The sequence below is a fragment of the Modestobacter roseus genome (assembly GCF_007994135.1).
GTDB classification, from domain to species: domain Bacteria; phylum Actinomycetota; class Actinomycetes; order Mycobacteriales; family Geodermatophilaceae; genus Modestobacter; species Modestobacter roseus.
In genome coordinates this window covers 3,784,718-3,797,639 of sequence record NZ_VLKF01000001.1, presented here as the reverse complement: position 1 = coordinate 3,797,639, position 12,922 = coordinate 3,784,718, and the positions used below count along the sequence as shown (strand labels likewise).

The 12,922-nt window shown below is 75.0% G+C and carries 12 protein-coding genes; 6 read left to right on the top strand and 6 right to left on the bottom strand.

Annotated features, from left to right (window positions below; genetic code table 11):
• Positions 1 to 42 precede the first annotated feature (42 nt).
• The gene (locus JD78_RS18205) at positions 43 to 681 is read left to right on the top strand and encodes a TetR/AcrR family transcriptional regulator (protein WP_194290503.1); all 639 of its coding nucleotides are present in this window, start codon (positions 43 to 45) and stop codon (positions 679 to 681) included.
• 98 nt (positions 682 to 779) lie between these two features.
• Here the strand turns inward: JD78_RS18205 and JD78_RS18200 are convergent, their stop codons facing one another.
• Positions 780 to 1,553, bottom strand: a complete 774-nt coding sequence (locus JD78_RS18200; RefSeq protein WP_153361259.1) for a hypothetical protein — start codon at positions 1,551 to 1,553, stop codon at positions 780 to 782.
• An 11-nt stretch (positions 1,554 to 1,564) separates the two neighbouring features.
• Positions 1,565 to 2,503 carry an ABC transporter ATP-binding protein gene (locus JD78_RS18195; RefSeq protein ID WP_153361260.1) on the bottom strand — a complete coding sequence of 313 codons (939 nt, stop codon included), beginning with the start codon at positions 2,501 to 2,503 and terminating at the stop codon, positions 1,565 to 1,567.
• Between the two features lie 177 nt (positions 2,504 to 2,680).
• Here JD78_RS18195 and JD78_RS18190 point away from each other — a divergent pair, with 177 nt between their 5' ends.
• The 3 genes from JD78_RS18190 to JD78_RS18180 are packed head-to-tail and all read left to right on the top strand — an operon-like array spanning position 2,681 to position 5,811.
• The gene (locus JD78_RS18190; RefSeq protein WP_153361261.1) at positions 2,681 to 3,832 is read left to right on the top strand and encodes a sensor histidine kinase; all 1,152 of its coding nucleotides are present in this window, start codon (positions 2,681 to 2,683) and stop codon (positions 3,830 to 3,832) included.
• Entirely contained in the window at positions 3,829 to 4,491 is a 663-nt protein-coding gene (locus JD78_RS18185) for a response regulator transcription factor (protein ID WP_153361262.1), read from the top strand. Before JD78_RS18190 ends, JD78_RS18185 begins: the two co-directional genes overlap by 4 nt.
• A gap of 36 nt (positions 4,492 to 4,527) precedes the next feature.
• Positions 4,528 to 5,811 (top strand): sensor domain-containing phosphodiesterase, encoded by a 1,284-nt coding sequence (locus JD78_RS18180; protein WP_153361263.1) that lies wholly within the window; start codon positions 4,528 to 4,530, stop codon positions 5,809 to 5,811.
• 107 nt (positions 5,812 to 5,918) lie between these two features.
• Here the strand turns inward: JD78_RS18180 and JD78_RS18175 are convergent, their stop codons facing one another.
• Positions 5,919 to 7,001 carry an alkene reductase gene (locus JD78_RS18175; protein WP_153361264.1) on the bottom strand — a complete coding sequence of 361 codons (1,083 nt, stop codon included), beginning with the start codon at positions 6,999 to 7,001 and terminating at the stop codon, positions 5,919 to 5,921.
• Positions 7,002 to 7,208: 207 nt separating this feature from the next.
• On the opposite strand from JD78_RS18175, the gene JD78_RS18170 reads away from it, so the two are divergent.
• The gene (locus JD78_RS18170) at positions 7,209 to 8,045 is read left to right on the top strand and encodes an SDR family oxidoreductase (protein ID WP_153361265.1); all 837 of its coding nucleotides are present in this window, start codon (positions 7,209 to 7,211) and stop codon (positions 8,043 to 8,045) included.
• 56 nt (positions 8,046 to 8,101) lie between these two features.
• Here the strand turns inward: JD78_RS18170 and JD78_RS18165 are convergent, their stop codons facing one another.
• Positions 8,102 to 9,970 (bottom strand): ABC transporter ATP-binding protein, encoded by a 1,869-nt coding sequence (locus JD78_RS18165; RefSeq protein ID WP_208104149.1) that lies wholly within the window; start codon positions 9,968 to 9,970, stop codon positions 8,102 to 8,104.
• Between the two features lie 73 nt (positions 9,971 to 10,043).
• On the opposite strand from JD78_RS18165, the gene JD78_RS18160 reads away from it, so the two are divergent.
• Positions 10,044 to 10,472: a MarR family winged helix-turn-helix transcriptional regulator gene (locus JD78_RS18160; protein WP_153361266.1), complete on the top strand. Its 429-nt coding sequence runs from the start codon at positions 10,044 to 10,046 to the stop codon at positions 10,470 to 10,472.
• A 10-nt stretch (positions 10,473 to 10,482) separates the two neighbouring features.
• On the opposite strand, the gene JD78_RS18155 is transcribed toward JD78_RS18160, so the two are convergent.
• Both JD78_RS18155 and JD78_RS18150 read right to left on the bottom strand, forming a co-directional pair.
• A complete protein-coding gene (locus tag JD78_RS18155; protein WP_153361267.1) occupies positions 10,483 to 11,361 on the bottom strand; it encodes a metallophosphoesterase in 879 nt (292 codons plus the stop codon).
• Positions 11,358 to 12,833 carry a phosphatase PAP2 family protein gene (locus JD78_RS18150; RefSeq protein ID WP_153361268.1) on the bottom strand — a complete coding sequence of 492 codons (1,476 nt, stop codon included), beginning with the start codon at positions 12,831 to 12,833 and terminating at the stop codon, positions 11,358 to 11,360. Before JD78_RS18150 ends, JD78_RS18155 begins: the two co-directional genes overlap by 4 nt.
• Between the last annotated feature and the right edge of the window lie 89 nt (positions 12,834 to 12,922).

Here is a 12,922-nt window from a genome sequence, read left to right as displayed (position 1 = left end):
GCGCGACAACATAGCAGCGTTATGGCATGTACCGTCCAGTCCGTGGCGCGCCCGAAGGACCCGGCGGTCCGCACCCTGCTCATCGAGCGGGCGGCCGCCATGCTGCGGGCCCGCGAGCCGATCACCCTGCGCTCGCTGGTCGCCGGCACCGGGGTCTCGACCATGGCCGTCTACACGCACTTCGACGGGATGGACGGCCTGTGGCAGGCGCTGCGGCAGGAGGGCTTCACCCGGCTGGGCGCCCGGTTCGCGACGGTCGCCACGACGGCCGACCCGGTGCGCGACCTGACCGCCCTGTGCGCGGCCTACCTGGACCACGCCCTCACCCACCCGGACCTCTACCGGGTGATGTTCGACGCCAGCGTCGACCTGGAGGACCTGCCGGCCGCCGACGCGACCCTGGAGGAGCTGGTCCGGGCCGCCCGCCGCGGGCGGGACGCCGGGCGGTTCGGCGCCGACGTCGCCCCGCTGGACCTGGCGATCCAGAGCTGGGCGATCGGCCACGGGCTGGTCTCGCTCGTGGCCACCGGCCCACTGCCGCGGGAGACCCTCGACCACGGCCCGCTGCTGCTGTGCGCGCTCTTCACCGCCTCCGGCGACGACGCCGAGCGCGCCCGCGCCTCGGTCCAGCGGGGCTGGCACCGCCCGGCACCGGACGACGACGACGCGCGCCCCGCCTGAGGTCAGCGGGACAGCCGCACGCGCCGTTGTGCGCTGACCGCGGGTTCCCACCGGGAGACCGACGTCCAGCGCACAACGGCGGGACGGGCACTGCGGGATCACTGCACCGGACGCCGCCGGCTGAGCACCCAGCCAGCGACGAGTGCGGCGAGCACCCAGCCGCCCATGGTCAGCAGCGAGGCCACCTCGGCGTCACCCCGACCGAACCGCAGCACCGCCTGTGCGGGGTCGACGGCGTCGGCGATCTGCCGGTCCCAGGCGCGGATGATCTGCATCAGGCCGAGGATCGCGAGGTAGAGGCCGGTCAGCGCCGCCGGCGCGTTCGCGGTCGCCGCACCGACGCCCACACCGACCAGTGCGAACGCCATCCCGGCCCCCACCGCGGTCAGCGCCGCCTGGGTGGCGCCGTCCCAGGAGACGGCGGCATCGGCCAGCCCGGCGAGGACCAGCCACGACAGCCCCGCCGACACCACCGTGAGGCCCGCGCCCAGCAGCGCCATCGCCGCGGTCTTCGCCGCCAGCACCCGGCCGCGCTGCGGGACGAGAAGGTAGGTGGTCTGGGCGGTCCGGTGGGTCCATTCGCCGGCGGTGCTGAGCACCCCCAGGGCCAGCAGCAGCAGGCCGGTCATGACGCCCACCACGGCGAACGGGCCGGTGACGTCGAGGTACCCGTCGCCGGTCGCCTCCAGCAGGCCCATGCCGGCCGGCCCGGCCAGCGCGGCGGCGAGGGCGAGCATCCGCCCGGAGCGGGTGGTCAGCGTCTTGCGCACCTCCAGGCCGACGAGCGTCGGCAGCGAGGCGCGGGTGGACTGGACGGTCGGCCGCACCGGGGTGGCGGCGTCCAGGATCATCGTGTTCGAGCTCGCGGTCATCTCAGGTCTCCTCAGTGCTCAGCGGGGACGGGGACGGGGGCGGGGGCGGGGGCGGGGGTGGGGGCGTGGGCAGCTCCGGCGTCGTCCGTGAGCTGGAAGAACAGGTCCTCGAGGCCGCGCTGCACCGGGTGCAGGTCGATCAGCGCAACGCCGGCCTCGGCGGCGACGGCGCCGACGGTGGCCGGGTCGGCACCCGTCACGACCAGCACGCCGTCGTCCTGGCGTTCCACGTGGAACTCCCGGGCCCGCAGCGCGACAGCCAGACCTCGGGGGTCGACCGACCGCACCGCGGTGCCGCTGTCGCCGAGCAGCGAGCCGACCGGGCCGTCGGCGACGATCCGCCCGCCGCCGATCACCAGCAGCCGGTCGACGGCGTGCTCGACCTCGCCGAGCAGGTGGGAGGAGAGCAGCACCGTGCCGCCGCGCGCGGCGTGACCGCGCAGCAGACCTCGCAACCACCGGATGCCGTCAGGGTCCAGCCCGTTCGCCGGCTCGTCGAAGACCAGCACCGGCGGGGCGGTGAGCAGCGCCGCCGCGATGCCCAGCCGCTGCCGCATCCCCAGCGAGTAGCCGCCCACCCGGCGTCGGGCCGCGTCGGCGAGCCCGACCAGCTCCAGCACCTCGTCGACCCGCCGGGAGTCGACCCCGACGGCGGTGGCGTGCAGCCCGAGGTGCGCCCGGCCGGTGCGGCCCGGGTGCACCGCGGAGGCGTCGAGCAGGGTGCCGACGACGGCGCCCGGGTTGGGCAGCTCGGCGTAGGGCCGGCCGTCGATCGTCGCGGAGCCCGCGGTCACCGGGATCAGCCCGGTCATCATCCGCATGGTGGTCGTCTTGCCGGCGCCGTTCGGGCCGAGGAAGCCGGTCACCGTGCCGGGCTCCAGGGTGAAGGTGACGTCGTCGACGACGGTGCGCCCGCCGTAGCGCTTGGTCAGTCCGCTGACCGAGATCATGAGTGCCTCCAGGGATCGGTGTGGGACCCCAATCTGCGGGGGGACCGCTGGTCAGCGCGTCGGCCGGAGGCCGCGACCTGGCGCGCCGGTCGGCGCGACCGGGTCATCCGAAAGAGGACGCCGGGCCTCGACGCGCGAGCGATCCCTTCGCGTCCACCGGCCCCTACGCTCCGGGGCATGGGGGTCCGCGAGCGCATCTGGCCGGGGCTCACCGCGCGTGGCGTCGCGCTGGAGGTGCTGCTCGCCGGGTTGGGCGTGGCACTGACCGGGAGCGGCTTCGGCACCCTGGACCCGACGACGCTGGACCTGGCCGCCGTCGCTGCCATCACCGCGCTGATGGCGCTCGCCCTGCTGCTCGTCCGCCGGACGCAACCCGCGATCCCCTTCGCGGTGTGCGCCGCGTCGGCCGCGCTCGGCTTCTCCCCCACCGCGCCGTGGCTGCTGGCCAGCTACGCCGTCGGCCGCTACAGCGGCTCCTGGTGGGTCCGGGGCGCCGCCGGGCTCGGCGGCGCCGTGGCGATCGCCGTCGTCGCGGACCCGATCACCGTCGGCGGCTGGACGATCGTCGCCGCGGCCACCGGGGCGATCGTCGCCCTCCCCGCCGCCCTCGGCATCTGGCAACGCACCCGCGAGCAGCTGCTCGGGGTGCTGCGCGAGCGCGCCGAGCGGGCCGAGGCGGAGCGGGAACTGCTCGCCCGCGAGGCCGTGGTCTCCGAGCGCACCCGGATCGCCCGGGAGATGCACGACGCCGTCGGACACCGGGTGAGCCTGATGGTGCTGCAGGCCGGCGCCATCGAGCTCGCCGCCCACGACGCAGAGCGGGTCGAGCTGCTGGCCGGGCAGGTGCAGGGCGCCGGACGCCGGGCACTGGCCGAGCTGCGGCAGATGGTCGGCGTGCTGCGCGCCGAGGACGTCGACGACGACGCGCCGCTCGGCCCGCAGCCGGAGCTGGCGGACCTGCCTCGGCTGGTCGACCAGGCGCGGGAAGCCGGCATGGACGTGACGCTCACCGTCCCGGCCGACGTCGCCATCGACCCGGCCCTCGACCCCGCCGTGGGCCGGGCCGCCTACCGGATCGCCCAGGAGGCGCTGACCAACGCCGGCAAGCACGCCCCCGGCGCCCGGGTGCAGGTGGCCGTGGAGCGCGGGCCTGCGCGGCTGCGCCTGCGGGTGGTCAACGGCGCACCGACCCGGCCGCCACAGCCCGCGGACGGTGACGGGTACGGCCTGGTGGGGTTGGGTGAGCGGGTGCGCACCCTCGGCGGCCGGCTGACGGCCGAACCCCGGCTGGACGGCGGCTTCTGCATCGACGCCGAGCTGCCCGCATGACCGCCGTGCGGGTGCTCCTCGTGGACGACGAGGAGCTGGTGCGGTTCGGGCTGCGCACGGTGCTGGAGTCCTCGGGCGGCTTCGAGGTGGTCGGGGAGGCCGGGGACGGCGCCGCGGCGGTGCGAGCAGCGGAGGAGCTGCGGCCCGACGTCGTGCTGATCGACGTCCGGATGCCGGTGCTCGACGGGCTGGCCGCGACCGAGCAGCTGCTGGCGCTCCCCCAGCCACCGCAGGTCGCCGTCCTCACCACGTTCCACCAGGACGAGTACGTCTACGCCGCGCTCGCCGCCGGCGCGGCGGGCTTCCTGCTCAAGGACACCCCGCCCCGGGAGATCGCCGCCGCGGTGCGCGCGGTCGCCGACGGGACGGCGACGCTCTCCCCGGCGGTCACCACGACGCTGATCGACTCCTACGTGCACCGCCGGACCGCGCCCCGGCGGGCCGAGGCGCTGCGCCGGGTCGGCACGCTCACCGACCGGGAGAGGGAGGTGCTGGCGCTGCTGGGCAGCGGCGACTCCAACGCCGAGGTGGCCGGGCGGTTGTTCGTCAGCGAGGCGACGGTGAAGACCTACGTGTCCCGGCTGCTCACCAAGCTGGACCTGGCCAACCGCACCCAGGCCGCGATCCTCGCCCACGAGGCCGGCCTGCTGGAGGACTGACGCGCCGCCACCCCTGTGGGTGATCACCGGAACTGGATGGTCCGTCAGCGGCGTCCGTCCCCTACCTTGCGTGAGAGGGAGACCACAGTCCAGAGGGGAGTGCGGGTGGCACGCGAACGCACGGAAGCGGAGCGGCAGATCGCCGGGCTGCTCGACACGGCGCGCCGGAAGCTCGATCTCAGCGCGGCGTTCCTCAGCCGGATCGACGAGGGCACCCGCACTCTGCAGGTCGTCTCGGCCGACGTCCCCGGACTGGTCGACGGCTACGCCGGCCCGCGCGAGGACGGCTTCTGCCTGGCCGTCCTCGACGGGCTCCTCCCCCGCGTGATGCCCGACGTGCGCGACGTCCCCGACGCGGTGCGGCGCATGCCCGCCGGCCTGCCGCCGATCCGCGGGCACGTGAGCGTGCCGGTCGTGCTCAGCGACGGCACGGTCTACGGCACCTTCTGCGCGTTCGGGCTGGCGGGCGACCCGGAGGTCTCGCCCCGGGACCTGGCGTTGATGGAGGTGCTCGCCGAGGCCGCCGCGCTGGTGATCGAGCCGCAGGTCCGACGCGAGCAGCTGCACGCCGAGATCGCCGGGCGGCTCGGCCCGCTGATGGACCGCGGCGGCCCCGACGTCGTCCTGCAGCCGATCGTCGACCTGGCCAGCGGCACCCGCACCGGCGCCGAGGCGCTGTCCCGCTTCCCCACCGAGTGGGCGCGCACCCCCGACGTCGTCTTCGACGAGGCGCACACCATCGGCGAGGGCGACCGGCTGGAGCTGCTGGCGCTGGCCGGCGCAGCCGCGCTGCTGGGCCAGGTCAGCGGCTACGTGTCGATGAACGTCTCCCCGCAGACGCTCCTGACGCCGGCCTGCCGGGAGCTGCTGGCCGGCCTGCCGCTGCACCGGGTCGTGCTGGAGCTGTCCGAGCACTCGCCGGTGCACGACTACCCGGCGCTGCTGACCGCACTGGAACCGCTGCGCGCCGACGGCCTGCGGCTGGCCATCGACGACGTCGGCGCCGGGTTCAGCAGCCTGCGGCACATCGTCACCACCGCCCCGGACGTGATCAAGATGGACCGCAGCATCGTCAGCGGCCTGGACACCGACCCGGTGCTGGCCCGGCTCGCCCAGTCGCTGGTCGCCTTCGCGCACAGCTCGGGGGTGTGCGTCATCGCCGAGGGCGTGGAGACCGAGGCCGAGCGGGCGGTGCTGACCGACCTCGGCGTCGACGGCGGGCAGGGCTGGTTGTTCGGCCGGCCGGGCCCGGCCGACGTCCTGGTCGACGCCGGCACCGCGCTGGTCCCGCCGGCGACCCGTCCGGTCCGAGCCGGCTGACCGTCACGGTTCAGCCGGCCGACCCCTGCCGGGCGCGCACGCCGTTGTGCACTGGTCGTCGGTCCGCGTGGCGCGGATCGACGACCAGTGCACAGCGGTGGGGAACGTCAGCTCGGGGACGCCACCAGGGTCGGGTAGTCGGTGTAGCCCTCCGCGCCGGCCGCGTAGAAGGTCAGCGGGTTCGGCTCGTTCTCCGGGTGCTCGCCCTGCCAGCGCGCCACCAGGTCGGGGTTGGCGATGGCCATCCGGCCGACCGCCACGGCCTCGGCGTGCGCCGCCTCGATCAGCGCGACCGCCTCGGCGCGGGTGGTGACCGTGCCGAAACCGCTGTTGGCGACCAGCGGCCCGCCGAACCGCCGCCGCAGCTCCTGCACCAGGTCACCGGCCGGCTCGGCGTGCAGGATCGACAGGTAGGCCAGGCCCAGCGGAGCCAGCTGGTCGAGCAGGCTGCCGTAGGTGGCCCGGACGTCGTCCCGGTCGGTCTCCAGCGCGTCCTGGATGTTGTGCTCGGGCGAGATCCGCAGGCCGACCTTGCCGGCACCGACCGCCTCGGCCACCGCGGTCACGACCTCGACGACGAACCGGGCGCGGTTCTCCGGCGAGCCGCCGTAGACGTCGTCGCGCTGGTTGGACGCCGGGGAGAGGAACTCGTGCAGCAGGTAGCCGTTGGCGCCGTGCACCTCCACGCCGTCCAGGCCGGCCGCGACGGCCCGCCGGGCCGCGGCGACGAAGTCGTCACGGACCTGCGCCGCCTCCTCGACGGTGAGCGCGTGCGGCACCGGGTAGGCCTGCTTGCCCTGCTCCGTGTGCCCGGCGCCCTCGATCGCGATGGCGCTGGGCGCCTCGACCCGGCGGCCGCCGTTGACGTCGGCGTGGGTGACCCGGCCGCCGTGCATCAGCTGCATGACGATCCGCCCGCCGCGGGCGTGGACCGCCTCGGCGACCCGGGCCCAGCCGGCGGCCTGCTCGTCGGTGACGATGCCGGGCTGGCCGACGAACGCCTGCGACTCGAACCGCGGGTAGGTGCCCTCGGTGATGATCAGCCCGATCGAGGCCCGCTGGGCGTAGTGCTCGACGAGCAGGTCGTTCGGGACGCCGGAGGAGCCGGCGCGCATGCGGGTGAGCGGGGCCATCACGACGCGGTTGGCGAGCTCGAGGTCGCCCAGCATCACGGGGGAGAACAGGTCCATGCCGGGAGCAAGGTCGTTGCCCCGGCCGACCATTCCGGCGTGGGGACGACTGCGGTGAGGCTCACTCCCGTCAGCTGCGCCCCCGCACCGACCAGCAGGACGACACCGCCGACGACGGCGAGTGCCAGCGCTCGGGGCCGCCCGGAACACCTGGGGTGCGCGGGGTGCTGACGACTGCCAGACGTCCGCTCGAGCGAGGAGATCTCCATGGCCAGGACCTGGTTCATCACCGGCGCATCGCGCGGTTTCGGCAAGGAGTGGTCGATCGCGGCCCTCGAACGCGGTGACCGGGTGGCCGCCACCGCCCGCGACACCTCGACCCTGGACGACCTGGTGCAGCGCTTCGGCGACGCCGTCCTGCCGATCAGGCTGGACGTCGACGACCGGGAGGCGGCCGTGGCCGCCGTCCGGCAGGCCCACGACCACTTCGGCTCGCTGGACGTCGTGGTGAACAACGCCGGCTACGGCCAGTTCGGGATGATCGAGGAGATCTCCGAGGCCGAAGCCCGGGCGCAGTTCGAGACCAACGTGTTCGGCGCGCTGTGGATCACCCAGGCCGCGCTGCCGTTCATGCGCGCGCAGGGTTCCGGGCACGTGCTGCAGGTGTCCAGCATCGGCGGCATCTCGGCGTTCCCGAACATCGGCATCTACAACGCCTCGAAGTGGGCGCTGGAGGCGCTGACCCAGTCGCTCGCCGCCGAGGTCGCCGACTTCGGCATCAAGGTCACCCTCATCGAGCCGGGCGGCTACTCCACCGACTGGGGCGGCGCCTCGGCCAAGCACGCCACCCCGAACCCGGCCTACGACGAGTACCGCGAGAAGGCCGCCGAGCAGCGCCGCCAGCGCCTGGGCGGGACGCCGGGCGACCCGGTGGCCACCCGCGCCGCCGTCCTGGCGGTGGTGGACGCCGAGCACCCGCCGCTGCGGGTCTTCTTCGGCGAGGCCCCGCTGGCCATCGCCACCGCGGACTACGAGTCCCGGCTGGCCGAGTGGCGGGAGTGGGACGCCGTCTCCAAGGCCGCGCACGGCGGCACCCGGGGCTGACCTTCGCCCAGTGCCAGCTCAGCGGGCCCACCCCAGCAGGAGAGCCCGCTGAGCTGTCACTCGGCGGCGGCGACCGCCAGCACCGCCTGGCGCTCGGCGGCGCCCGCCAGCGCGGCGTAGCGCCCCCCCAGGGCCAGCAGCTCCTCGTGCGTGCCCTGCTCGACCACGCGCCCACCGGAGAGCACCGCGATCAGGTCGGCGTTCCGCACGGTGGAGAGCCGGTGCGCGATGGTGATCGTCGTCCGGCCCCGGCTGGCCTCGTCCAGCGCCGCCTGCACGGCCCGCTCGGTGCCGTTGTCCAGCGCGCTGGTCGCCTCGTCGAGCACCAGCACCCGCGGGTCGCGCAGCAGCGTGCGGGCGATCGCCAGCCGCTGCTTCTCCCCGCCGGAGAACCGGTGCCCGCGCGCGCCGACCACGGTGTCGTAGCCGTCGGGCAGGGCGGCGATCACCTCGTGCACCTGCGCCCGGCGGGCGGCCTCGACCAGCTCGGCGTCGGTGGCACCGGGCTTGGCGTGCCGCAGGTTCTCGGCGATCGTGCCGTGCAGCAGGTAGGTCTCCTGGGCCACGACGCCGACGGTGCGGGCCAGGTCGGCCAGCGCCACGTCCCGGACGTCGACCCCGTCGATGGTGACCCGGCCGGTGGTCGGGTCGTTGAGCCGGGCGACCAGCGAGGCGAGCGTGCTCTTCCCCGAGCCGGTCTCCCCCACCAGCGCCAGCGTCGCGCCGGCCGGGACGGCCAGGTCGACGTCGGCGAGCGCGTCGCGGTGCCCGTCGGCGTAGCGGAAGCCGACGTGGGAGAACCGCACCTCACCCCTGATGCCGCCGCCGCGCCCGTCACCCAGCGGCACCGGGGACGCCGGGTCGTCGATGTCGACCGGCAGGTCGAGGTACTCGAACACCCGGCTGAACAGCGCCATCGAGGCGGTCAGCGAGACGCCGATGTCCAGCAGGCCCATCAGCGGGCGGAACAGCGCGCCCTGCAGCGTGGTGAAGGCGACCAGCGTGCCGATGGTCATGCCGCCCGACGTCGCGGGCAGGCCCGCCGCCAGGTAGATGAGCGCCGGGATGCCGGCGAAGACGATGCTCATCGTGGCCATCCGCCAGCGGCCGGCCAGCTGCGAGCGGACCTCCAGCCCGACCAGGTCGTCGGACGTGGTGGCGAACCGGGCCGACTGGGCGGGGCCGGCGCCGAGGGTCTTGCCGAGCAGCACACCGCTCACGCTGAGCCCCTCCTCGACCTGGGAGTGCAGGTCGGCGAGGTGCCGCTGCCGCTGCGCGGTGATGGTGCGGCGCATCCGGGCGACCTTGCGGGTCAGCCAGATCGCCGGGGGCAGCACGATCAGCGACAACAGCGAGAGGCGCCAGCTCAGCGCGACCATCGCGATCACCGTGCCGATGACCGTGGTGGCGTTGGCGGCGAACGACGTGGCGGTGGTGGTGACCACCGACTGCATGCCGCCGATGTCGTTGGTCAGCCGCGACTGCACCTCCCCGCCCTTGGTGCGGGTGAAGAAGCCGAGCGACTGGCGCTGCAGGTGGGTGAAGACCGACGTCCGCAGGCCGTGCATCACGTGCTGGCCGACGGTGGTCGACAGCCAGGTCTGCAGCACCCCGAGGACGGCGGTCACCGCGGTGACCGCGACCATGCCGGCCACGGCCCAGGCCAGCAGCGGGACGTCCTGGGCCGGGATCGCGTCGTCGATCACCAGCCGGACGAGGAACGGCGTGGCCAGGGCGACGGTGGAGCTGGCCACGATGAGCGCCATGACGGTGGCGAGCTGCGTGCGGTGGGGGCGGAAGAGCCCGGCCACCCGGCGCCAGCTCACCGGCGCGCGCTCGAGCTGGGCGCGGTCGGCCGGGTCGGGCCGCCCGCCGGATCGCCCGCCACCGCGGCCGGGCTGGAAGGTGTCGTCGATGGCGACCACCCCTCTCTGTCCGAGGTTTGCTGAGGTTACCTCACGGTGTGGTAACCACACCTCTCCCGGTAGTGTTCCCGCCATGGGCGACGGCGTGCGGGAAGGCGGGACGGCGCCCCTGGGCGACCTGCTCGTGCGGGTGGCCCGCACGCTGCGTCGCCGGTTCACCGCCACGCTCGCCCCCTGGGACCTCTCCCCGCACCAGGCCCGGGCGCTGCGGGTGGTCTGCGCGCGGGACGGCGTCCGGCTCTCCGAACTGGCCGAGGCGCTCCGGATCGCGCCGCGTTCGGCGACGGAGGTCGCCGACGGCCTGGCCGAGCGCGGGCTCGTCGAGCGCACCGCCGACCCCCGGGACCGGCGGGCCGTGGTGCTGGTGGCCACCGACGCCGGCCGCACCGTGCACCGGGAGGTCGAGCAGGCGCGGGCCGCCGACTCGACCGAGCTGTTCGCCCGGCTCACCGACGAGGACCGGGCGACGCTGGAGCGCATCCTCCGTCAGCTCACCGACTGACGCCGCGCCATCACTCCTGCGTCGGCGGGGTCAGCTCGAAGAAGACCACCTGCGGCGGGGCGTTGATCCGCACCGGCACGACGCTGAAGCCGATGCCGCAGGTGACGAACAGCGCGTTGCCGTCGGCCCCGTAGCCCTCCGGCGCCCAGCCGTCGACGACGATCTCCTCCTCCTCGGTGAGCCCGAGGTAGGACCAGTTCGGCAGGCCCGGCAGCGCGATCTGCCCGCAGTGGGTGTGCCCGGCCACGGTGAGCGGAGCGCTGCCGGCCGGCATCTCGGGGAACGACGCCGGGTTGTGCATCAGCACCACCCGGGGCGCCGCCTCGGGCAGCCCGGCCAGGGCCTGGTCGACGTCGACCAGGCCGGGGCGCACCGGGCCGACCCCGACCACGTGCAGCGGGTCGTCCCCGGTGCCGGGCACCGGCTCCGACTCGTTGAGCAGGACCGGGACGCCGGCGCCCTCCAGGGCGGCGGTCAGCTCCTCGGCGGCGCCGCTCGCGTAGTCGTGGTTGCCGAGCACGGCGTAGGTCGGGATCCCGGACTCCAGCAGCGGTGCCAGCACCTCCAGCGCCGTCTCGACCTCGGGCTCGACGTCCGGGCCGGCGTGGTAGACGAAGTCGCCGCCCAGCAGCACCACGTCGGGCTCGGCCTCCACCGCCCGCGCGATCGCGCGGGCGCTCATGCCGGGGTTGCCCCACCACATGCCGATCTGCATGTCGGCCAGGACGGCGACCTCGATCGGCGGCGCCCCGGCGGCCAGCCCGGGGATCTCGACGCTCTCCTGCTCCTCGTCCAGGACGAGTCGCGGCTCGATCAGGGTGCCGTAGCCGATGAGCAGCACGAGCACCGTGAGCAGCCCCAGCAGTCCGCGGACGATCCAGCGCTTCATGCCCGGCTCCCCAGTCGCTGCCGGGTGGCCGGCCGCGGGACGTCCCGCAGGTCCCGTAGCCGGAAGGCCCAGGCACAGGCGACGACCCACAGCCCGCCCAGCAGCAGCCCGGCGACGACGTCGGTCGGGTAGTGCGCCGCGACGTAGACCCGGCTGACGCCGATCGCCGGCGCGAGCAGGAGGGGGACCGCCAGCACCGCCCACCGCCCGCGGCCGGTGCCGGTGCAGATGACCAGGGCGGCCAGGGCCCCGTAGATCGCGGCGGCCGCCGCGGCGTGGCCGGACGGCCAGGCGGCGCCGGCCGGCAGCCCCTCGGTCAGGTCGACGACGTCGGGCCGCACCCGGCCCACCACCAGCCCGATGACGAAGTAGAGCCCCACCTCCCCGGCGATCGTGACCAGGACGAACACGACGGGGCGCCAGCTGCCGAGGACCGCCAGGGACAGGACGGCCAGCGTCAGGCCCACCGCGATGACCGCCCGGGTGCCCGACAGCGTGCCGACCGCCTCCGCCGCCGCGGTGAGCGTGTCGGTGCGCTGGTCGACGAACCAGGCGGCGACGCTGCGGTCGAACCGGCCCAGCCCGGTGTCGTCGAGCACCCGGGTGACCAGCAGGCCCAGCCCGGACAGCGCGAGGAACAGCGCGACGGCCACGCCGGCCAGCCGGAGCACCGTCGTCCGCCCCGCGGGCAGCACCGCCTGGTGCGTGGGCGCCGGCCTCGGCACCTCGGCGGGATCGACGTCCAGGGGGTCCATCGGCTCGTCGCTGTGCTGGTGGCGGTCGTGCTGCCACCCGCGGAAGGCCATGGTGGTGACCGCCAGCCAGGCGACCCCGAGCGCCCAGCCGGCGAGCACGTCGGAGACGAAGTGCACGCCGAGGGCCAGCCGGGTGAACCCGATCAGGACGACGAGCAGCGTGAAGCCGGCGATCAGCCACGGCCGCAGCCCGCGCCGCACCAGCGGCAGCAGCACGAGCAGCAACACCCCCCAGGTCACCACGGCCGTCATCGCGTGCCCGCTGGGGAAGCTGGCGTTGCTCGGGGTGTCGACCACCGGGTTGTCGACCACGGGCCGGGCCCGGTCGGCGATGTACTTGGTCAGCGGCACGAGCACGGCCAGGCCGATCCCGGAGACGGCGACGAAGGCCGCCAGGCGCCGGTGCCGGCGGATCAGCAGGAAGAGCGTCGCCAGCGTCGTCACCAGCACCGAGACGCCGGCGCCGCCGAGGTCGGTCACGCCGCGCAGCACGCTCACGACCAGCGGCGAGTCGCTGACCAGGTCGTTGAGGTCGGCGGCGACGTCCCCGTCGAGGGCGGCCAGCGGCGACCAGTTCTCCTCCACCAGCAGCCACAGCGCCAGGAAGGGGACGGCGCCGACCAGCAGCGCGACCAGTCCGAGGAGCGCGCGGACGCCGAAGCGACCGGGGGCCTGCTGGACCTCGACCGGGTCCCGGGACTGGAGTCGTTGGGTCATCCGACCGCCGTACCCGTGGCACCGGCCCGTGACCGCATCGGACGTTGCAGTCCGGTGACATCGCCCGGACGACCGGGTGGGTGCGGGGT